Genomic DNA, 20,984 nt, shown 5'->3' on the forward strand with positions numbered 1-20,984 from the left:
ATCGTTGAAGAGGCCGAACTCACGAGCTCAGCGAAGAACTCACGCGCTTTGACCCCGTGTCGGGTTGGCGATCCGACTTTGCCGCGCTGAGGGCCGCGGCCAGCTCGTCGAGCTGGTACGGTTTCGCCAATATCTGGATACCCTTTGCTTCCGCCTCGTGGATCGCCGCTTCGGCATAACCGCTCGTCAGCAGGACCGGGACGTCGCTGCGCCGCCTTCTGATCTCCCGTGCGAGCTCGACCCCGTTCATGCCGCCCGGCATCATGATGTCCGAAAAGACCAGATCGACGGTGCGTCCGTCTGCCAAAGCGCCCAGCGCGGCTGCACCGCTGGCGGCCCGCGTGACCTGGTAACCGAGCTGACCAAGCATCTCACCGACCAGGGCGGCGACCTCCTCGTCGTCTTCGACCAGCAGGACCTGACCCTGGCCGTCTTGCTTTGGACGTGTCGTCCTGTTGAGCTCGATCAGGTGGCGCTGCTTGGACGCGAGATTCCGTGAACGGGGCAGGTACAGCTCGATGCTGGTCCCCTGGCCAATTTGTGATTTGATGCGGACGGTTCCGCGCGACTGGGTCGCGAATCCATGAACCTGCGCCAGCCCGAGGCCGGATCCCTTGCCGACGTCCTTTGTCGTGAAGAACGGTTCGAAAACCCGCGACAGGATTTCGGGACTCATGCCGACGCCGGTATCGATGACGGACAGCCGCACGTAGTCGCCCGCTATGTCCTCTTCACGCAGGTCGGGCAAGTTCTCGCCGCGGACGGTGATGGTCCCGCCATTGGGCATTGCATCGCGGGCATTGACGGCCAGATTGAGAATGACGAGCTCGAGCTCGCCGGGATCGACCTCGACCGCCCAGAGCTGGTCCGGGAAGTCAAACTCGACATGAACGTCGCCCCGCAGGCTTCGATCGAGCAATTCGCGCATGCCGCCGATCTGCGTGGCGACATCGACGGGCTCGGGACGAAGCGTCTGCCGGCGCGAGAACGCCAGAAGCTGCTTGGTCAAGCTGGCGCCGCGCTGCGCGGCCTGGATCATCCCGTCCATCAGGCGGCGACGGCGGCCTGGATCAGTCTGGCGGTCGAGCATGTCGAGGCCGCCGGAGATCACCATCAGCAGATTGTTGAAGTCATGCGCCACGCCCCCGGTGAGCTGGCCGATCGCCTCGATTTTCTGGGCCTGGCGAAGCGTCTCCTCGACCCGGATGCGCTCCTTCATTTCGAGGCGAAGCTGCTCGTTGGCTTCCTCCAACGCCCGCGTCCGCTCCACGACCAGCTCCTCGAGCTCCTGCGCCGTCTGCTCGCGCGCGGCGAGCAGGGCACGGATTTCATATTGGCGGCGCCGTGCGCGCAACGCCGATTGAATGGCGCTGGTCAGCGTCATCGGCTGCACCGGCCGCTCGAGCAGCGAAACGTTGCGGAGAAGCGAGACGATGTTGCGCCGCCAGGCCATGACGGCCGGCTGCTCTCGGTGGCTGGTCAGGACGACGAAAGGCAGGTCGGACCAGGGCGGCTGGCTCTCGATCCACTGTGCCAGCGATGCCGTGTCCTTTCCGAACAAGGCTTCCTCGGCGAGGAAGACGGCACCGGCGCCGGCGACGATTTCACCGACGAGTTCGGGAATGCTGCGGCAGTTGACGGCATGCAGGTTCGATCCCCTGAGCAACTCGACGGTTGCGGGTCCGTCGCGCCCGATCGGAGCGAAGACGAGAACGCATTGATCTCGCTCGCCGCTCATTCAGCGGTCCCTTCCGGCGACATCGCCGGGCCGGTATAACGCGGAGTGCCGGTAAAGATGCCGCTGAATTCCTTGAGGGGCGGCCCGAGCTTGATGCCTGCGTGGGTCAGCCGGAATTCGCGGATCGTATGCTCGTGATTTCCGCTGCGCTTCTTCACCACCGAAAGCGCGCGGCGCACTGTCCCGCCCAGTTCGAAGTAGCGCAGCATGAGAACGGAATCGCTGAGATAGCTGATGTCGAGGCTGGTATCCGTCGGCCCGACCAGCCCATGTTGTGCAAGGATCAGGATGGTGAGCACGCCTTGCTGTGCAAGGTAGCTCAGGAGCTCGTGCATTTGCAGGATGAGAAACCGCTCGTCCGGCATCGCGTTCAAATAGCCGTTCAAGCTGTCGATGACGATGATCCGGGCGTTGTCGCGCTCGACGCTCGTGCGCACATTTGCGGCGAATTCGCCCGGCGAAAGTTCGGCCGGATCGATCTGCTGAAAGCGGATTTTGCCCGACTCGAGATGCGGTTCGAGTCCCAGGCCGAGCGTTCGCGCGCGTGCCTCGACCGTGCCGCGACCTTCGTCGAAGGCGAAAAACACCGCATGCTCGCCGCGCTCGGCCGCGGCGATCGCATAGGTCAGGGCGACCGAGGATTTCCCCACGCCGGCTGCGCCGATGAGAAGCGCGTTGGTGCCGCGCTCAAGCCCGCCTCCAAGGAGCTGGTCGAATTCGGCGTTGCCGCTGGGCGTGAACTCCCCAAGGAACGACCGGTGATGTTCCGCAGCAACGAGACGAGGAAAGATCTTCAGACCACCTTTATCGATGATGAAGTCGTGGAAGCCGCCGCGAAATTTGATGCCGCGCATCTTGATCACGCGAAGCCGCCGCCGCTCGGCGCCGTAGTCGAGCGCGAGCTGTTCGAGCATGACCACGCCGTGCGCGATCGAATGCAGCTGCAGATCGTCCTGGGACGATGAAAGGTCGTCGAGCAGGATTACCGTGCAGTTGCGGTTGGTGAAGAAATGCTTCAGGGCCAGCACCTGGCGCCTGTAGCGCAGCGGGTTCTGGGCAAGCAGCCGGAGTTCGGACAGGCTGTCGAGCACCACGCGCGTCGGATTGATCCGTTCGACCTCCTTGAAGATCAGACCGGTTGTTTCGCTCAGCTCCATCTCGGCCGGATGAAATACAGTGAGCTCCCGCTCGGGATCCAGCGTTGTTTCCGGCGGCACGAGCTCGAAAATGTCGACACCCTCCAGCGACCAGCCATGCCGCTGTCCGACCAGCATCAGTTCGCGCCTGGTCTCGGAGAGAGAAATATAGAGCACCCGCTCTCCGTCGCGCACGCCGCTGAGGAGGAACTGCAGCGCGATCGTTGTCTTGCCGGTGCCCGGCCGTCCTTCATACAGATACATCCGGTTGGCGTCGAAACCGCCGCCCAGGATATTGTCCAGGCCATCGCTGCCCGTGGAAACTCTCGGCGAATCCCTGAGGTCGCTGTCCGCAGCAGCCTTGGACTGACCGGTCATTGAACCCCCTTACGAAAGTCGTCAAAGCAGCTTCGCCGCAGGCCTCAGCTGCAGCCTTGGACCGAACGGGGTCCGTACATGGAACTCTCGAAAGGAGATCAGGTTCCCGGGGGCTCGCCATGCTGCAGAGGCAGCGGCGGACCAACCCATCGGCCGTAGCCTGCGACGCCACCTCGCGCCGTGTCGGTCCAAAAGTGGACAGAGAGGCCTCGGCTCCGGCGCGGGAGCTCCACTCACCGCCTGATGCGATAAATCACGACCTCTTCACCCTTACGGATCGTACTCCGCTCCAGGAGATAGTTCGCTTTCTCCAGCGCGCGGCGGGATGCGCCGTTGGCCACATTCACGATGCCGATGAGCGAGGGCAGCTTCAGGTGTGACAGCCCGACGTCCGTCATGGCGGCCGCGATCTCGCTTGCAAATCCCTGGCCCCAGAACTCGCGTTTGAGTGCGTAGAGAATCTCGATCTCATCGACATCGTCCACGAGAATGTGCCGGAGCCCAGCCCGTCCGGCAAAGACGCCGTCTTTCGTGCGCAGCGTCCACAGTCCGAAACCGTGCTGGTCCCAATGCGCCATGTTGGTGTCGAGATAGGTCTTCGTGACCTTGGGCGTCCGCACTCCGCCGAGATACCGGGACACCTCGGCATCGAGATGCAGCGCGACGAGGTCGGCGAGGTGGCTTTCATTCAGCCTTTCGGCCGTCAGCCTGTTGGTGCGGAAGTTTTTCAATGGGCTTACCCGCGTTCGACGAGAACATCCGACGATATCATCCTGCCGATGTCTTACTCGACCTCTCGCTCGCCCGCATGAGGCGCAGGTTTGATCTGCATCAAGCACGCGCAGGCCGACCGCGTCACAACCCCGCTTTAAACTCACAGGTCGACAGGCGCGATGATCCCGACTTGGTACGTCACCTTTGAAATCCGACAACGCGGCGTTTTGCCGAGGCAGCGCAGTCCACGCGAGACGCGGACGTTTGCGACCGAGGACGAAGCCAAGTCGTTCGCGCGCGCCAAGCTCGATGAAGGCCTCTCTGTTTTTGCCGGTACGATCAATCCTCACGTTCCAAGACGGGTCATTCCGGCGCCAGCCATCCACGCGTGGCTCAGCGATGACGGTCCTCCGCCCCCAGAAGCCTCGAGCGCTTAAGCACGCCACAGTGCACAGAGATAGCCTTCGTGTGTTGCCATTTTGGCACGGGCTCCGAGCCCATGCCGCGTAAGCTTCCTCATACTCGTAAGTCTGACGCATCCGCAAAAGCGCTACCTGCGGACGACCAGACAAATTGGAACGAAAGAGCAAAAAGGGGACGAGACCATGAGGAAATTTACGACGGCTGCGATCGGCTTCGTGGCACTGAGTCTGGCGGCTCCCGCCATGGCGGCCGACATGGCCGTCAAGGCGCCGCCGCCGGCACCAGTGATGGCGGTCTACAATTGGAGCGGCTTCTACATCGGCGCCAACGGAGGCTGGGGGCAAAGCCGTGGTTGTGTCGACTTCGTCACGCCCGCTGGGGCGTTGGCAGATGGCTGCGCCGATCGCTCCGGAGGCCTCGTCGGTGGACAGATCGGGTACCGCTGGCAAATGAATCAGTTCGTCCTTGGTCTGGAAGCTCAGGGCGATTGGGCCGACATCGAGAACACGCGCGTCAGTCTGATTGATCCATTGATCTCGACGACGGGCAAGATCGATGGCATTGGGCTGTTCACGGCTCAGATTGGTTGGGCATGGAACGCTTCGCTGCTCTACGTGAAGGGCGGCGCCGCGGTGACCCGCAATCGCTTCGACGTATTCAACAATCTCACCGGCGTCGGCTTGGCTTCGGCAGGTCATACGCGCTGGGGCGGAGCCCTGGGTGTCGGCTGGGAATATGGTTTCGCGCCGAACTGGTCGGTCGGTATCGAATATGACCATCTCTGGATGGGACGCGACGATTTCGGCTTCGCAGGCGTGGTCACTCCCGGCGGGTTCGCCCTCACCGGCAGCGGGGTCAGCCAGGATGTGGACATGATCACGCTTCGGTTGAACTACCGCTTCGGCGGGTTCGGTGCGCCGGTCGCGGCTCGCTATTGATCTTGTGTCTTCCCGGTGAACTCAGACCCCGGCCATCGACCGGGGTCTTTTCATTCGAAGCCGACGAACACACGAAGGATGTCCGGCGTCAGCTCCTGAGATCATCCAGCGCGGCGAGTTTGCTTCCTGTCGAGCAGGACGATGTGACGCTGGTTGTTTTCGATGAAGTCGAGGATACCAAGCTCGCGCAGCTGCCCGAGAGCATGCTCACGCCGGTGGCGACTGCGGACCGGGACAACGCGGGTCAAGGGGTTATGCGTCGCGAGGACCACGGTCCGGCAGACATGCCGGGCGGTGCGAAGGTGCCTTCGGTGGCAGGGGGCATGTGCGCTCAATACGAATAGGCGCCATGTGCATCGGCGCCCGGATCATCGCCGCACGCATTGCCTTCGTGATCAGTGTGTATCACGACCAGAGGTCGCACGGATTACCAGGACCGGTACGCAAACCAAGCAAACGGTCCCTGACGCGCCGCCAGAACCATCCGCGACGTCGCGTGTCGCTTCGACCGCATGGCAACGTGTTGGGACTTGCGCGGCCGCTCGCGATCGACGACCTCGCGCGTAGGCGGATCCGTGCGCGCTATGGCGGGTGAATCGGCAAGCGCTGGAGTTTTTGCCCGGGTAATCGGCGGCTCTGCACGGTCGAGAGGAGCCGCGGCCTGCGCTGTCGCGATATCAGCCGGCGTCGCGACGATGACCAGCATGCTGGTATCGAGGACCACGCGCTCGGGCCAATTGCGATCCGAGTGAATGCGTATTGCCGGTTGATCCGTGGCCGTCTTCTCGACGACCGGGGCCTCGGTCAGACAAAAGTCCGCAACGAACAGGAGCGCGAGCAGCGCTGCGCCAACCTTCCAGAAATACGCCAACAACGGCATCTCAGTCGCTCCGTGCCCCCACAATGGGCCCAGCTTGCGACAACGTCGCGCCATTTTTGGAATGGTTGCGTGTGCTAGCTTGATTCAGATCAAGCGTACCGAGAGATCTCTTGGGCTCGGGCATTCGTCGCCCTGTAGCTCTGATCTCGCAGCTTCGGCTAAGACGTGCACGCACAATTGTATTGAAGTTTGGAGCAAGAGAGAGATTTTCGCACGCAGAAACCGGCAAAAATCGAAATCAGGAGCTGAAGATGACGCGTCCGCTTTTCGCAATTTTATCGGTTGGCATTATCATGGTGTCGACGGCCTCGGTCTCGTCTGCTGGAGAGCGAAAGTATCGTCATGGCTATGTCGCCCCGAGCGGTCCCATGGATCGCTACTGCTTGCAGGGACGGATATGGGGGTATCCGGGAAACTGCCAATTCGCGACCTATGAGCAGTGCGTGGCAAGCGCTTCAGGCACGAATTCCTATTGCGGCGTCAATCCGAGCTACGCCTTCGCGTATGACCCTCGCAGTCAGTGGTATCCGCGTTAGGGATGTTGATCCGCCACCCGGCAATTCCCCGATGATGCCATTGTGCCAGTGTTTTGCCCGACGGAGCAAGGCGCGCGCGGCCGTCGCCCCGGTGATGTTTGCCCACGCGTAAGCCATTGATTCCACGGCCCCCGTCTACTGTGCATGGGGTTGTTTTGGCAGCTTGGTTTTTGAAGAGGGCTACCCCGCGCCCAGCGCGACCGCGACATTGTAGGTCACGAGGCTCGCCGCGTAGGCCAGCACCAGCATGTAGGTGAAGGTCACGCCCATCCAGGCCCAGCTTCCGGTCTCGCGCCGGATCACGGCCAGCGTCGAGGCGCATTGCGGGGCGAAGATGTACCAGGCCAGCATCGACAGCGCGGTCGCCAGCGACCATTTCGTCGCCAGCACCTGGCCGACCTGCTCGGCCGCCTCCTTGCCGCCCTCGATCGCATAGACCGTGCCGAGCGCCGCGACCGCGACCTCGCGCGCCGCCATGCCGGGGATCAGGGCGACTGCGATCTGCCAGTTGAACCCGACCGGCGCGAGCAGCGGCTCCAGCGCCTTGCCGATCATCGCCGCCAGGCTGAAATCGATCGCCGGCTCGGTCGCGCCCGCCGGCGGCTGCGGGAACGAGGCCAGGAACCAGATCAGCACCATCATCGAGAAGATCGTGGTGCCAGCGCGCACCAGGAACATCTTGGCGCGGGTGTAGATGCCGATCGCGATCGATTTCGGACGCGGCATCTTGTAGTCCGGCAGCTCCAGCATGAACGGCGCCGGCGCAAAGTCGCGCAGCATGAAGAATTTGATCAGGAACGACACCAGCAGCGCACTGGCGATGCCGATGGCGTAAAGGCCGAACATCACGAGGCCCTGGAGGTTGATGAAGCCCCAGACCACCCTGGCCGGAACGAAGGCGGAGATGATCAGCGTGTAGACGGGAATGCGCGCCGAGCAGGTCATCAGCGGCGCGATCAGGATCGTGGTCAGCCGGTCGCGCTTGTTGTCGATCACGCGCGTCGCCATGATGCCGGGAATGGCGCAGGCAAAGCTCGACAACAGTGGAATGAAGGCGCGGCCGTGCAGGCCGGCGCCGCCCATGATGCGGTCCATCAGGAACGCGGCGCGCGCCATGTAGCCGAAATCTTCCAGCAGCAGGATGAACAGGAAGATGATGATGATCTGCGGCAGGAACACGATGACGCTGCCGACGCCGGAGATCACGCCGTTCTGAAGGAAGCTCTGCAACAGGCCGGCGGGGAGGGTGGCGTGGACGAGTTCGCCCAGCGCGTCGAAGCCGGCGTTGAGCAGGTCCATCAACGGCTGCGCCCAGGCGAACACTGCCTGGAACATCACGAACAGGATCAGCGCGAGCACGATCAGGCCGCCGACGGGATGCAATACGACGCGATCGATTCGCGCGGTCCAGGTGTCGGGCCTGGCAGGCAGGCTCACGCAGTCGGCGATGATGCGGTCGGCCTCGCGCTGGGTGGCGCGCAGCTCGCTGACGCTGAGGGCACGCCAGCTGTTCTCTTTCGGTTCAGCGGCGAGCTTGGCCGAGATGTCGTCGGTCAGCGCCAACAGGTCGGCGGTGCCGCCTTTGCGCACCGCGATCGAGGTGACCACGGGCACGCCGAGCTCCTTGGCGAGCCGCTCGACGTCGACAGTGATGCCGCGGCGGGTGGCGATGTCGAACATGTTGAGCACGAGGATCATCGGCCGCCCCGTGCGCTTGAGCTCGAGCAGCAGGCGGATGGTCAGGCGCAGATTGGTGGAATCGGCCACGCACAGCACGAGATCCGGCATCGTCTCGCCGGAGGCCTTGCCGAGCACGAAGTCGCGGGTGATCTCCTCGTCGGGGCTGCGGCCGCGCAGCGAATAGGTGCCGGGCAAGTCGACCACGGAGACCTGGCGTCCCAAGGGAGTGACGAAGAAGCCTTCCTTGCGCTCGACGGTGACGCCCGGATAGTTCGCGACCTTCTGCCGGCTGCCGGTCAGCGCGTTGAACAGCGAAGTCTTGCCGCTGTTCGGCGTGCCCACCAGGGCGAGATGCAGCAGGGGTGATTCCATGGGATGAGCGGGTCCGGTCGCAGCTTACGCGACGATGATGGCCATGGCTTCGCGACGACGGACCGCGATGGTGATGTTGTCGACCCGCACGGCGATCGGATCGCGTCCGACCAGCCCCTCATGCAGGACCTCGACCCGGGCGCCCTCGACGAAGCCGAGCTCGATCAGCCGGCTCTCGAGCTCGACGTCCGAGAGCGCCGAGCCTGCCTCGCGGGCGGACAGATGCTGGATGACGCCGGTATAGCCGCGCTGGGCCAGACCCAGCGGCATCTGCGGGCGCGTGTCATTGGTGTCGGTCATGCCCTGTATTTTCAATGCAGGGCATCGAGGTCAAGCGCGCCGGTTGGCCGAAGCTGCACCTTAGAGTGATTTTAAAGTGCAGATCGCGGCACGGCCGGGAAACGGCCTGGTGACCTACTGAGCCGGGACCTTTTCCGGCTGGGCCGCCATGGCGCGACTCTTGAAGTAATCCAGCACGAACAGGCGGATCGCCGACGACAGATTGCCCTGCTGGCGGTTGTTGTCGATCTCGCCGACGAGCTCGGACAGCGTCATGTTGCGCAGGCCCGAGATCTCCTTCATGCCGTTCCAGAACGCCTCTTCCAGGCTGACGCTGGTCTTGTGGCCGGCGACAACGATCGACCGTTTCACGACGGGCGACTTCATGGCTGCTCCTCGTGATCGATCCGGTGCTGGTCCAGATGCTCCTTGGTCTGGTCCGCCCGCTTCTCCTCCGCCGACCGCTCCGCCTTCGTGCGACCGAACTTCGCCCGGTTGGCGTCCGCCTGCTTCGCCGAAGCTTCCCGCTCGGCGCGCTTCCTGAAACGATTCAGGTTGATGACGTTCCCCATGCCGCGTCTCCATCATCCGCTCCTCTTTGTGCCGGATGAAACGTTCACAAACAGGGCGCCGCAATGCGCCCCACAAGACTTGATTGCCATATGCTTGTCCTCGTCAATCGGCCCCTTGGGCCATCAAACGATGAGTTCGCCCCGTCGAGGGCAGTGGGCTCGCGTAGCACGCTGCCCGACCGGAACATTGACGGTAATCAAATCCCGCCCTTAACGCCCTATAATTCTGCGGGTCGAGCGTCCGTATCACTACGGATGGCTATCGGAATTCGGAATTTTATCCCGGGCTGGTCATCTTCTCGGGGCGCACCAGGCGGTCGAACTCGTCGGCCGAGACGAAGCCGAGCCGCAGCGCCTCCTCCTTCAGCGTGGTGCCGTTGGCATGCGCCGTCTTGGCCACCTTGGCGGCATTGTCGTAGCCGATCTTCGGGGCGAGTGCGGTCACGAGCATCAGCGAGCGCTGCATCAGCTCACTTATGCGGGTCTCGTCGGCGCGGATGCCGCTAACGCAATGTTCGGTGAAGGAGCGCGCGGCGTCCGCCATCAGACGGATCGAGTGCAGCATGTTGTAGGCGAGCACGGGCTTGTAGACGTTGAGCTCGAAATGACCCTGGCTGCCGGCGACCGTGATCGCGGTGTGATTGCCGAACACCTGGCAGCACACCATGGTCATCGCCTCGCATTGCGTCGGATTGACCTTGCCCGGCATGATCGAGGAGCCCGGCTCGTTCTCCGGCAGGATCAGCTCGCCGAGACCCGAGCGCGGACCGGAGCCGAGCAGGCGGATGTCGTTGGCGATCTTGAACAGGCCCGTCGCGACCGAATTGATGGCGCCGTGCGCGAGGACATAGGCATCGTTCGAGGCCAGCGCTTCGAATTTGTTGGCGGCGCTGGTGAAGGGCAGCTTCGTGATCCCGGCAACGTGTTTTGCGAACAGCTTTGCAAAGCGCGGCTTCGAATTGAGGCCGGTGCCGACGGCAGTACCGCCCTGCGCCAGCGGATAGAGATCCTTCACCGCGACCTTGAGCCGGGCGATGCCGCTCTCGACCTGCGCGGCATAGCCGGAGAATTCCTGGCCGAGCGTCAGGGGCGTCGCGTCCTGGGTGTGGGTGCGGCCGATCTTGACGATCTTGGCAAACTCCTTCTCCTTCTTGCGCAGCGCGCGGAGCAGCTCGCCAAGGGCAGGGACGAGATCGGCATTGATGCGGCTTGCCGCCGCGATGTGCATCGCGGTCGGGAACGAGTCGTTCGACGATTGGCTCATATTGACGTGGTCGTTGGGATGCACCGGCTTCTTGGCGCCGAGCTCGCCGCCGAGCAGCTCGTTGGCGCGGTTGGCGATCACCTCGTTGAGGTTCATGTTGGTCTGCGTGCCCGAGCCGGTCTGCCACACCACCAGCGGGAAATGATCGTCGAGCTTGCCCTCGATCACCTCGCGCGCGGCGCGGATGATGGCGTTGGCCCGGCGCTGGTCGAGCAGGCCGAGTTCGCGGTTGGACTGCGCGGCGGCAAGCTTGACGATGCCGAGCGCGTGCACCAGCGAAATCGGCATGCGATCGGTGCCGATGCGGAAATTCTGCCGCGAGCGCTCGGTCTGCGCCCCCCAATAGCGATCGGCGGCGACCTCGATGGGACCAAAGCTGTCGGTCTCGGTGCGGGTCGAGGAGCGGGCAGTCTGAGGGCGGGAAGCTTTGGCCATGAGCACATCCATTCTGCCGCGCGAAACGCCGCGCGGCCTATCGAGATGCACTTCTATATAGGGACTTTGGCCGGGCGCGACCGGTGCGGGCCCAACCTAGATCATTTCTTACGGAAACGATCGAGCCGCACGACCTCGGCGCCGCCCTGGTTCGGCGGGGGCGGCTCGTCGGCAGCTTCCACCTTCTCCATGGCAGGTGCCGGCACCGACACGGCCGATGGCGCGGGAGCGGCCGGCAGATTTTCAGGAGCGACCTCGGCGACGTCGGACGTGTCGAACTGCAGGCCGAATTTCACGGACGGATCGAGGAAGCTCTTGATGGCGCTGAACGGCACGATCAGCCGCTCCGGAATGCCGCCGAAGGACAGGCCGACCTCGAAGCGATCCTCGAGCACGGTCAGGTCCCAGAACTGGTGCTGGAGGATGATCGTCATCTCTTCCGGATATTGCGCGAGCAGCCGCGACGACAGTTTCACGCCCTCGGCCTTGGACACGAAGGTGATGAAGAAATGATGCTCGCCCGGCAATCCATGGGCGGCGGCGTCGGTCAGCACCTTGCGCAGCACGCCGCGCAGCGCGTCGCGGGCCAGCACATCATATCGGATATGGTCGGTTGCCATGGTGGTCCTGTCGCATCCCCGGAGCCGGTCCCTGCCGGTCCGACTCGCCAAGCCGCAATAGTACCGCGCCTGACGGGTCAGCAGGAGTCCCCGCCGGGGAAGAAATCAAAAAGCAAAGTGGAGGCTTCTGTTGCCAGGTGCCTCCGAACCCCGCCTAGCGGAGCTTAACCCGCTAGGACTTTAAAGTGGTCTTTCAAACTGCGTTACGCAGCCTGAGCAACCGGAGCAAAGTTGTCGTTGGCAACTATTGCAGTAGCCCGATAACGGCGGAACAATACCGGGAAAAAGCACGCCCTTTACGCCCTCGTCGATCCTATTTCGCCCCCGCCAAAGCCCACTTCTGGGGTAAGCCCAAATGGGCTTTCAAGTGGGCTTTGGTGGAGGCGCCGGGTACCGCCCCCGGGTCCGAATGGTTTATTACGACGACCGTTTATTTCCATAGCCGGCGAACCGGCGTCCCCAATATAGGGCGCAAAGCTTTCGAAAAACAGGGGTTTCGCGCAGATTGGCTGCGGTTCCCTTTGGATAGATTCCAGGCGATCCCGGCCGCGGCGCGACCCCCCATCCTAAGCTCCTGACATGTCCTCGGATTCAGCATCGGCCGCCCAAGAATCATAAGGAGCCGATCCCGCCGCCGCACCGCCCGGCCTGCTCGCGCCGTTCTGGCGTTCGGCCGGATGTCGCTGGCCGGATTTGGAGGCGTGCTGGTGTTTGCCCGGCGCGCGATCGTCGAGCAGCAGCCGCTCTGCCATTTCCTGGCCCCGGCTCAACATCGACAATCTGTCGATGCCCAATCGCGTTGGCCCGGCCTGATCCAGGCTGCACTGCTTCCGCCGTCGATTGCGCAGCTGGCGGCGAGCGCCCTCATGGCCCGGTCGACCGATCGCAGGATTGCTGCACTGCTCCTGACCGCGGCGGTTGCAGTGATCGCATCGATCTCGCGCATCAATCCACTCTGGCTCCTCCTCGCCGGGGGGCTTGTTGGGTTTTGCTGGCATTGTGTGATGAAAATCGCTAGGCAGTGATCCGGGGCGGGGGGATCCGGTCCAGCCGATTTAGAACAACAGTGCTCGTGACTTACGGGTCGCGGAGGAGACATGCATGGCCGATACGATGGGCCACTCAGCGACGGCCACCCGAAACACCCGGTTGGCCCTCGGCTTTTGTCTGCTGGCGATCGCGCCGCAGATTTTCGAATTGATCTGGTCGATCGGGACGATCTTCGGCTGGGGCACCGGCCGCAGTCCGGCGACGGTGATCACCAGCCATGCGACGGCGCTGCTGTTCGGCGCGCCCAGCGCCGTCTTCGGATCGTTCGGTGGCGGCACCAAGAAGATGGCGTCCGAGGTGCTGCTGGCGCTGATCTATTCCTATCCGCTGTTTGCGGTGGCCATCCTCACGGTGTTCATGACGATCCGGTCCGCACAGGACTATGTCGGCGGCGTCGTAATGATGGCGGTTGCCCTGTTCGCGCTGTGGGCGGGGAGCGACTTGCAGGGCATGCGGGGCTTCTCGTTCGGCGCGGGGACCGCGCCTCGTATGTTCGGCGGGCTGCTGGTCGTCTTGTCCGCCGGCATTGCCTTGACCGGTCTTCTGACCAAAGGGCCGGCGATGGCGCATTATTCCTGGCGGGGACCCCTGTTCGTGGTGGCCGCGATCCTCTTCTTTGCCCTGTCGATCCGGTCCCTCGGCCTCGTGGTCACGGCCTTTGCGAGCTTCATGATCTCGGCGGCGGGCTCGCACGAGACGCGCTGGCTTGAAGCGGCGATCGTCGGCGCCTGCCTGACGGTCGGTTGCGCCATTTTGTTTCCATACGTGCTCGGGCTGCCGATGCCGATGTTTCCGCGTTTCCTGATCCAGTGAGGGCGTGATGGATATCTTTGCCAACCTCGCTCACGGCTTTGCCGTCGCGTTCTCTCCGATCAACCTTCTGATGTGTCTGATCGGCGCCCTCGTCGGGACGCTGGTCGGCGTTCTCCCCGGCATCGGCACCATCGCGACGGTCGCGATGCTGCTGCCGATCACCTTCGGATTGCCGCCGGTCGGCGCGCTGATCATGCTCGCCGGCATCTATTACGGCGCGCAATATGGCGGCTCGACCACGTCGATCCTGGTCAACATACCCGGTGAGGCGACATCGGTCGTCACCGCCATCGACGGTCACCAGATGGCGAAGCAGGGCCGCGCCGGTCCGGCGCTGGCGATCGCCGCGATCGGCTCGTTCTTCGCCGGCTGCGTCGCGACCGTGCTCATTGCTCTGCTCGGTGCGCCGCTGACGAAACTGGCGCTGGCGTTCGGCCCGGCCGAATATTTCTCGCTCATGGTGCTCGGCCTGATCTTCGCGGTGGTACTGGCCAAAGGCTCGGTGCTGAAGGCGATCGCGATGATCGTGTTCGGCCTGCTGCTCTCGATGGTCGGCTCGGACATCGAGACCGGCGCCTCGCGCATGGCCTTCAACATTCCGGAGCTCGCCGACGGCCTCGGCTTTGCGACGGTGGCGATGGGCGTATTCGGCTTTGCCGAGATCATCCGCAATCTCGACGCCGGAGCCGAACTGAACCGCGATCTCGTGCAGCAGAAGATCACCGGCCTGATGCCGACGAAAAAGGATCTGGCGGATTCGACCCCCGCGATTCTGCGCGGCACCGTGCTCGGCTCGATCCTCGGTATCCTGCCCGGCGGCGGTGCAACGATCGCATCGTTCGGGGCCTATACCCTCGAGAAGAAGCTCGCCAAGAATCCGTCGCGGTTCGGTCGCGGTGCGATCGAGGGTGTCGCAGGGCCGGAAAGCGCCAACAACGCCGCCGCCCAGACCTCGTTCATCCCGCTGCTCACCCTCGGCATCCCGCCGAACGCGGTGATGGCGCTGATGGTGGGCGCGATGACCATCCACGGCATCGTGCCGGGCCCGCAGGTGATGCAGAAGCAGCCGGACCTCGTCTGGGGCATGATCGCCTCGATGTGGATCGGCAATCTGATGCTGATCATCATCAACCTGCCGCTGGTCGGCATCTGGGTGCGGCTGCTGCGCGTGCCGTATCGGCTGATGTTCCCTTCGATCGTGATCTTCTGCGCGATCGGCATCTATTCGGTGAACAACGCGCCGGTCGACGTCATCCTGGCCGGCATCTTCGGTTTGGTCGGCTACTGGCTGATCAAGCACGATTTCGAGCCGGCTCCGTTGCTGCTCGGCATGGTGCTGGGACCGCTGATGGAGGAGAACCTGCGCCGTGCGCTGCTGATCTCGCGCGGCGATTGGAGCGTGTTCCTGACGCGTCCGCTGTCGGCGGTGCTGCTGGCGGTCGCGGCGGCGCTGCTCGTCCTTACGGTGCTACCGGTGCTGCGTGCCAAGCGCGACGAGGTGTTCACCGAGTCCGAGAACTGAGGCCGCCGCGCCCCTGCGTCGGCGCGCCGCATTCGGAAGTCGAATCGACTTGTGTTACGGCTTCATGAAAAGAAAATGCCGGCCTTTGGGCCGGCGTTTTTGTGTGTCCAAGGGGATTTGACATGACCATCATTCGCGCGCTCACGGGCGCATGTGCCGCAGCGTTCGCATCGCTGTGCACCCTCATCGCGCCGGTCGAGGCGCAGACCTACCCGACGCGCAGCATCACCATGATCGTGCCGTTCGCGGCCGGCGGCCCGACGGACGTGATCTCGCGCATCGTCACCGGCCACATGGCGCAGACGCTGGGCCAGAGCATCATCATCGAGAACGTGGTCGGCGCCGGCGGCACCACCGCCACGACGCGCGCCGCGCGTGCGGCCAATGACGGCTATACGCTCATCACCGGGCATATGGGCACGCATGCCGCCTCGGTGCCGCTCTATCCCAAGCTTGCCTATCATCCCGAGAAGGATTTCGAGCCGATTGCGCTGCTGGCGGGCACGCCGATCCTGATTCTGGCGCGCAAGGACTTTCCGCCGAAGGACCTCAAGGAGTTCGTCGCCTATGTGAAGGCGAACGCCGAGAAGGTGAATGCCGCGCATGCCGGCGTCGGCTCGGTCTCGCACGTCTCGTGCGAGCTGCTGCACTCCATCCTCGACATCAAGCCAGTCGGCGTGCCCTTCAACGGCACTGGTCCCGCGATGAATGCGCTGGTGGCGGGCCAAGTCGACTACATGTGCGACCAGATCGTCAACGCCGTCCCGCAGATCAATGCCGGCACCATCAAGGCCTATGCGATCGCGACGGCCGAGCGTAATCCGTCGCTGCCGAACGTGCCGACGACGGCAGAAGCCGGCTTGCCAGCCTTCCAGGCCCAGGCCTGGAACGCGATATTCGCTCCGAAGGGAACCTCGCCTGCGATCATCGCGAGCCTGAACGCTGCCGCCATCAAGGCGCTCGACGACGAGACTGTGAAGAAGCGCCTGCTCGAACTCGGCAGTGTGATTCCAGCGCCCAAGGACCGCACGCCGGAGGCGCTGGCGGCCCTCGTCAAGGGCGAGATCGCGAAGTGGAGCCCGGTGCTCAAGCCGGCAACTTAAGCAACAGGATCAAGTTGATAGGTGAGGGGCGGGACGATGAGTTCCGCCCCTTGTCGTTTGCGCCGGGAACACTCACTTTTCCGGGTATAATCGGTGGAGGCAGCGAATCGCTGCTGTCGTCGCGCGGGGGGCGCCGTTAAGTTCGCCGCCTCCCCAAAGGCTGCCGTCTTCCTAAGGTTTTTGGCACATGCACCAGTATCAGGACCTGCTCGAGCGGATTCTTTCAGACGGCGCCGAGAAGACAGACCGGACCGGCACCGGCACGCTGTCGGTATTCGGCCATCAGATGCGCTTCAATCTGTCGGCCGGCTTTCCGATGCTGACCACCAAGCGGCTGCCGCTGAAGGCGATCGTGCACGAGCTGCTCTGGTTCCTGAAGGGCGACACCAACATCAAATATCTGCGCGACAACGGCGTCACCATCTGGGACGAATGGGCCGACGCCAATGGCGATCTCGGCCCGGTCTACGGCCATCAATGGCGCTCCTGGCCTGCGCCTGACGGACGCAGCATCGACCAGATCGCCAACGTCGTCGACATGATCAAGCGCAATCCGGACTCGCGCCGCCTGATCGTCTCGGCCTGGAATCCGGCGGAGGTCGACAAGATGGCGCTGCCGCCGTGCCACTGCCTGTTCCAGTTCTACGTGGCGAACGGCAAGCTGTCGTGTCAGCTTTATCAGCGCTCGGCGGACGTGTTCCTCGGCGTGCCCTTCAACATCGCCTCCTATTCGCTGCTGACGATGATGGTCGCGCAGGTCACCGGCCTCAAGCCCGGCGACTTCGTGCATTCGTTCGGCGACACCCATCTTTATTCCAATCATCTGGAGCAGGCCAAGCTCCAGCTCACCCGCGCGCCGCGCGCGCTGCCGGTCATGCGCATCAACCCCGATGTGAAGGACATCTTCTCCTTCCGTTACGAGGATTTCGAGCTCGTCGGCTACGACCCGCATCCACACATCAAGGCGGAAGTCGCGGTCTAGCAGTCCATGTCGCTCAAGATCCGCCGCGCGCGTCCGGGCGAAGCCGGGCTTGTTCTGGCTTTCATCCACGAGCTTGCCGAATACGAAAAGCTCTCGCATGAGGTCGAGGCGACCGAGGCGATGATTGCCGACGCGCTGTTCGGCGAGAGGCCGCAGCTCCATTGCGCGGTCGCCGAGTGGAACGGCGAGGCGGTCGGCTTCGCGGTGTGGTTCGTGAATTTCTCCACCTTCAGCGGCCGCCACGGCATCTATCTCGAAGACCTCTATGTGCGGCCGTCGCATCGGGGCAGGGGCCTTGGCAAGGCGCTGCTGGTGTTTCTCGCCAAGGAATGCGTCGACAACGGCTGGTCACGCCTGCAATGGGCGGTGCTCGACTGGAACGCGCCGTCGATCGCGTTCTACAAGTCGCTCGGCGCCGTCATGATGGACGATTGGACGCTGTGCCGCGTCACCGGGCCGGCGCTGACGCGGCTGGCCGGGAGCGCGTCCTGATGGAGATCGTCTTCGTCGTCGCGATCGCGGAGAATGGCGTCATCGGCGCGGGCAATGCGATCCCGTGGCGATTGAAGTCCGACCTGGCGCGCTTCAAGGCGCTAACCATCGGCAAGCCCGTGATCATGGGCCGCAAGACCTTCGAATCCCTGCCCCGCCGTCCGCTGCCGGGCCGCACCAACATCGTGATCACGCGCGATGCGGCCTATCGCGCCGCAGGCGCCATCGTCACGACATCGGCGGCGGATGCGGACGCGGTTGCGCGCGGCGACGCCCTGCGGCGTTCGGTCACCGAGGTCGCGGTGATTGGCGGCGCCGAGATCTTCCGGCAATGGCTCGATCGCGCCGATCGCCTCGAAATCACCGAAGTGCATGCGCGGCCTGACGGCGACACGCATTTCGACATCGACAAGGCGCAGTGGGATGAGGTGGCACGCATCCGTCATCCTGCCGGCCCCGACGACAGCGCTGACTTCTCCTATGTGACATATCGTCGGCGGCGCGGCCATTAACCGCTTTCTTCAATGTTTACATTGACTTTTTCGTGCCTGAGCATAGCTCGAAAGACGGTCAGGGCTGCGTTGTAAGGGACTTGCCTGTCCCCTATAAAGCCGGACCGGACAAAGCGGGCGGGGGCAATTCCACCCTGCCGAGGAGAGCGTCGAATGCCGTGGAAGAATCAGGGCGGTGGCCCATGGGGCTCGGGTCCAAAGGGACCATGGGGCTCAGGCCCGCAACCGGTCGGGCCGAGGCCGCCCGATCTGGAGGACCTTCTGCGACGCGGCCAGGACCGCCTCCAGCAGATCATGCCGGGCGGCTATTTCTCCGGCATCGGCATCACGCTGATCATCCTGCTCATCATCGTGTTCTGGCTGCTGTCGGGCTTCTTCCGCGTGCAATCCGAAGAGCGCGGCGTCGTGCTGCGCTTCGGCAAGCATGTCCGCACCGTGGATCCGGGCCTCAATTATCACCTGCCTTATCCGATCGAGACCGTGCTGCTGCCGAAGGCGCTGCGCGTCAACACCACCTCCATCGGCATGACGCTGATCGACGATCCGGCGCGGCGCGGCCGCTCCATTCGCGACGTGCCGGAAGAGAGCCTGATGCTCACCGGTGACGAGAACATCGTCGACGTCGACTTCACCGTGCTCTGGCGCATCAAGCCGGACGCAGGCGGCGTCGGCGCCTTCCTCTTCAACATCCAGAACCCCGAAGGCACCGTGAAGGCGGTCTCCGAAAGCGCGATGCGCGAGGTGATCGGGCGCTCGCAGATCCAGCCGATCCTGACCGGCGCCCGCAACACGATCGAGCAGGGCGTGCAGGAGCTGATCCAGAGGACGCTGGACAGCTATGGCGCCGGCATTCTCATCACTCAGGTGCAGATGCAGAAGGTCGACCCGCCCGCGCAGGTAATCGACGCGTTCCGTGACGTGCAGGCGGCTCGCGCCAATCTGGAGCAGTTGCAGAACGAAGCGCAGACCTACGCCAACCAGGTCGTGCCGCAGGCGCGCGGACGCGCGGCCAAGATCCAGCAGGACGCCGAAGGCTACAAGGAGCAGGCCGTCGCCGAGGCCAAGGGCCAGAGCGCGCGCTTCCTGAATGTCTACGAGGAATACAAGAAGGCACCCGACGTGACGCGTGAACGGATCTATCTGGAGACGATGGAGCGTGTGCTCGGCGGCGCCGAGAAGCTCGTCTATGACGGCGGCTCCGGGGGGCAGGGCGTCGTGCCCTATCTGCCGCTTCCCGAATTGTCGCCCAGGCGGCAGCCTACGCCCGGTCCGCAGTCGAGCGGAGGCAGTCGATGAGGTCTCCGGTCACAGGTTTCGTCACCCTGCTCGGGCTCCTGCTCGTCCTGGTCGTCGGCTACATGTCTTTGTTCACGGTGCAGCAGACCGAGCAGACCATCGTGCTCCAGTTCGGCAGGCCCGTCGACGTCGTCACCGCGCCCGGCCTGCACTTCAAGGCGCCGTGGAATTCGGTGATCAACATCGACAAGCGCATCCTCGATCTGGAGAATCCGTCGCAGGAAGCCATCGCCTCGGATCAGAAGCGGCTCGTGGTCGATGCCTTCGCACGCTATCGCATCAAGGACGCGCTGCGCTTCTATCAAAGTGTCGGCTCGATCCAGGCCGCCAACATCCAGCTCACCACGTTGCTGAACGCGGCGCTGCGCCGGGTTCTGGGCGAGGTCACCTTCATCAACGTGGTTCGCGACGACCGCGAGAAGCTGATGCTGCGTATCCGCGACCAGCTCGATCGCGAGGCCGACGGTTATGGCATCCAGGTGGTCGACGTCAGGATCCGCCGTGCCGACCTGCCGGAGCAGAACAGTCAGGCGGTCTATCAGCGCATGAAGACCGAGCGCGAGCGCGAGGCTGCCGAGTTCCGCGCGCAGGGCGGCCAGAAGGCCCAGGAGATCAAGTCCAGGGCGGACCGCGAGGCGACCGTGATCATCGCGGAAGCCAATTCACAGGCCGAACAGACCCGCGGCGCGGGCGATGCCGAGCGCAACCGCCTGTTCGCCGAGGCCTACAGCAAGGATGCCGACTTCTTCGCCTTCTACCGGTCGATGACGGCGTATGAGAACGGGCTGCGTTCCAACGACACCCGCTTCCTCTTGCGGCCGGAGTCGGATTTCTTCCGGTACTTCAGTAATCCGTCCGGCAAGATGGCAACCGAGACGCCGGCAAAGCCGTAAGCCAGACAAGGGCGGCCGGTGGCCGCCTTTTGTCCAGATAAAAACAGCACGACGGGAGGTTCCATTCCGATGAGGTCCATTGCGTTTGCCGACTTCCTCATCGGCCTGGGCATCCTGTTCGTGCTGGAAGGCCTGATGTTCGCGGCAAGTCCGAACTGGATGCGTAAGGCGATGAAGAGCGCCATCGCCACGCCGGACAACATCCTGCGGGCGGTCGGCATCGGTTCGGCCGTGGCCGGCCTGGTCCTGATCTGGGTTATGCGGCGCCCGGTTTAGGCATCGCGCCAACGCCAAAGTGAAGGCGAACGACGGGTTTTTGCCGTATTTTCGGGGTCTTGAGCCCGGTTAAGCTGCGT

General features: G+C 63.7%; 23 protein-coding genes and 1 other RNA gene. 13 read left to right on the forward strand and 11 right to left on the reverse strand.

Going from position 1 to position 20,984, the window contains the following annotated elements:
- Positions 1-19: 19 nt before the first annotated feature.
- From LPJ38_RS14705 to LPJ38_RS14715, 3 genes are all read right to left on the reverse strand, one after another.
- A complete protein-coding gene (locus LPJ38_RS14705) occupies positions 20-1,738 on the reverse strand; it encodes an ATP-binding protein (protein ID WP_145636514.1) in 1,719 nt (572 codons plus the stop codon).
- A complete protein-coding gene (locus LPJ38_RS14710; protein ID WP_145636531.1) occupies positions 1,735-3,252 on the reverse strand; it encodes an ATPase domain-containing protein in 1,518 nt (505 codons plus the stop codon). Before LPJ38_RS14710 ends, LPJ38_RS14705 begins: the two co-directional genes overlap by 4 nt.
- Positions 3,253-3,485: 233 nt before the next feature.
- Positions 3,486-3,983, reverse strand: a complete 498-nt coding sequence (locus LPJ38_RS14715; RefSeq protein WP_145636546.1) for a GNAT family N-acetyltransferase — start codon at positions 3,981-3,983, stop codon at positions 3,486-3,488.
- Positions 3,984-4,571: 588 nt separating this feature from the next.
- On the opposite strand from LPJ38_RS14715, the gene LPJ38_RS14725 reads away from it, so the two are divergent.
- Together LPJ38_RS14725 and LPJ38_RS14730 are read left to right on the forward strand one after the other, a co-directional pair.
- Positions 4,572-5,327, forward strand: a complete 756-nt coding sequence (locus LPJ38_RS14725; RefSeq protein WP_145637214.1) for an outer membrane protein — start codon at positions 4,572-4,574, stop codon at positions 5,325-5,327.
- A gap of 119 nt (positions 5,328-5,446) precedes the next feature.
- Positions 5,447-5,671, forward strand: a complete 225-nt coding sequence (locus tag LPJ38_RS14730; RefSeq protein ID WP_158644763.1) for a hypothetical protein — start codon at positions 5,447-5,449, stop codon at positions 5,669-5,671.
- Between the two features lie 83 nt (positions 5,672-5,754).
- Here LPJ38_RS14730 and LPJ38_RS14735 read toward each other — a convergent pair whose 3' ends face one another.
- On the reverse strand, positions 5,755-6,207 hold the full coding sequence (locus LPJ38_RS14735; RefSeq protein ID WP_158644764.1) for a hypothetical protein: 453 nt from the start codon (positions 6,205-6,207) through the stop codon (positions 5,755-5,757).
- Between the two features lie 251 nt (positions 6,208-6,458).
- Between LPJ38_RS14735 and LPJ38_RS14740 the strand changes: the two genes are divergently transcribed.
- Positions 6,459-6,743, forward strand: a complete 285-nt coding sequence (locus LPJ38_RS14740; RefSeq protein ID WP_145636590.1) for a DUF3551 domain-containing protein — start codon at positions 6,459-6,461, stop codon at positions 6,741-6,743.
- 180 nt (positions 6,744-6,923) lie between these two features.
- Here the strand turns inward: LPJ38_RS14740 and feoB are convergent, their stop codons facing one another.
- From feoB to ssrA, 7 genes are all read right to left on the reverse strand, one after another.
- Complete coding sequence (gene feoB / locus LPJ38_RS14745) at positions 6,924-8,795, reverse strand: ferrous iron transporter B (RefSeq protein ID WP_145636604.1); 1,872 nt, start codon at positions 8,793-8,795, stop codon at positions 6,924-6,926.
- A gap of 24 nt (positions 8,796-8,819) precedes the next feature.
- Positions 8,820-9,095 (reverse strand): FeoA family protein, encoded by a 276-nt coding sequence (locus LPJ38_RS14750; RefSeq protein WP_061849348.1) that lies wholly within the window; start codon positions 9,093-9,095, stop codon positions 8,820-8,822.
- 114 nt (positions 9,096-9,209) lie between these two features.
- The gene (locus tag LPJ38_RS14755) at positions 9,210-9,461 is read right to left on the reverse strand and encodes a ribbon-helix-helix domain-containing protein (protein ID WP_145636621.1); all 252 of its coding nucleotides are present in this window, start codon (positions 9,459-9,461) and stop codon (positions 9,210-9,212) included.
- Complete coding sequence (locus LPJ38_RS14760; RefSeq protein WP_145636635.1) at positions 9,458-9,646, reverse strand: DUF4169 family protein; 189 nt, start codon at positions 9,644-9,646, stop codon at positions 9,458-9,460. The genes LPJ38_RS14755 and LPJ38_RS14760 overlap by 4 nt, the downstream gene beginning before the upstream one ends.
- Positions 9,647-9,923: 277 nt before the next feature.
- Positions 9,924-11,357 carry a class II fumarate hydratase gene (fumC, locus tag LPJ38_RS14765; RefSeq protein WP_145636649.1) on the reverse strand — a complete coding sequence of 478 codons (1,434 nt, stop codon included), beginning with the start codon at positions 11,355-11,357 and terminating at the stop codon, positions 9,924-9,926.
- Positions 11,358-11,446: 89 nt separating this feature from the next.
- Complete coding sequence (locus tag LPJ38_RS14770) at positions 11,447-11,965, reverse strand: SspB family protein (protein ID WP_145636666.1); 519 nt, start codon at positions 11,963-11,965, stop codon at positions 11,447-11,449.
- A 116-nt stretch (positions 11,966-12,081) separates the two neighbouring features.
- Positions 12,082-12,459: a transfer-messenger RNA gene (gene ssrA / locus LPJ38_RS14775) on the reverse strand.
- A gap of 207 nt (positions 12,460-12,666) precedes the next feature.
- Here ssrA and LPJ38_RS14780 point away from each other — a divergent pair.
- From LPJ38_RS14780 to LPJ38_RS14825, 10 genes are all read left to right on the forward strand, one after another.
- Positions 12,667-12,990 (forward strand): hypothetical protein, encoded by a 324-nt coding sequence (locus LPJ38_RS14780; protein ID WP_231088639.1) that lies wholly within the window; start codon positions 12,667-12,669, stop codon positions 12,988-12,990.
- Between the two features lie 76 nt (positions 12,991-13,066).
- Complete coding sequence (locus LPJ38_RS14785) at positions 13,067-13,828, forward strand: tripartite tricarboxylate transporter TctB family protein (protein WP_145636695.1); 762 nt, start codon at positions 13,067-13,069, stop codon at positions 13,826-13,828.
- A 7-nt stretch (positions 13,829-13,835) separates the two neighbouring features.
- Positions 13,836-15,350 carry a tripartite tricarboxylate transporter permease gene (locus LPJ38_RS14790; protein WP_060735235.1) on the forward strand — a complete coding sequence of 505 codons (1,515 nt, stop codon included), beginning with the start codon at positions 13,836-13,838 and terminating at the stop codon, positions 15,348-15,350.
- Positions 15,351-15,472: 122 nt separating this feature from the next.
- On the forward strand, positions 15,473-16,453 hold the full coding sequence (locus tag LPJ38_RS14795) for a tripartite tricarboxylate transporter substrate binding protein BugD (RefSeq protein WP_145636698.1): 981 nt from the start codon (positions 15,473-15,475) through the stop codon (positions 16,451-16,453).
- A 187-nt stretch (positions 16,454-16,640) separates the two neighbouring features.
- Positions 16,641-17,435 (forward strand): thymidylate synthase, encoded by a 795-nt coding sequence (locus tag LPJ38_RS14800; protein ID WP_008556810.1) that lies wholly within the window; start codon positions 16,641-16,643, stop codon positions 17,433-17,435.
- A gap of 6 nt (positions 17,436-17,441) precedes the next feature.
- Positions 17,442-17,927, forward strand: a complete 486-nt coding sequence (locus LPJ38_RS14805; RefSeq protein WP_061849343.1) for a GNAT family N-acetyltransferase — start codon at positions 17,442-17,444, stop codon at positions 17,925-17,927.
- A complete protein-coding gene (locus tag LPJ38_RS14810; RefSeq protein WP_145636701.1) occupies positions 17,927-18,439 on the forward strand; it encodes a dihydrofolate reductase in 513 nt (170 codons plus the stop codon). Before LPJ38_RS14805 ends, LPJ38_RS14810 begins: the two co-directional genes overlap by 1 nt.
- Positions 18,440-18,592: 153 nt before the next feature.
- Positions 18,593-19,735 (forward strand): FtsH protease activity modulator HflK, encoded by a 1,143-nt coding sequence (gene hflK, locus LPJ38_RS14815; protein WP_145636704.1) that lies wholly within the window; start codon positions 18,593-18,595, stop codon positions 19,733-19,735.
- On the forward strand, positions 19,732-20,628 hold the full coding sequence (gene hflC, locus LPJ38_RS14820) for a protease modulator HflC (protein ID WP_145636707.1): 897 nt from the start codon (positions 19,732-19,734) through the stop codon (positions 20,626-20,628). Before hflK ends, hflC begins: the two co-directional genes overlap by 4 nt.
- A gap of 69 nt (positions 20,629-20,697) precedes the next feature.
- Positions 20,698-20,904, forward strand: coding sequence for a DUF2065 domain-containing protein (locus tag LPJ38_RS14825; RefSeq protein WP_145636710.1), 207 nt, complete (start codon positions 20,698-20,700; stop codon positions 20,902-20,904).
- The last annotated feature ends 80 nt before the right edge of the window (positions 20,905-20,984 follow it).

Origin of the sequence: Bradyrhizobium daqingense (genome assembly GCF_021044685.1) — a bacterium.
Lineage (GTDB): Bacteria > Pseudomonadota > Alphaproteobacteria > Rhizobiales > Xanthobacteraceae > Bradyrhizobium > Bradyrhizobium daqingense.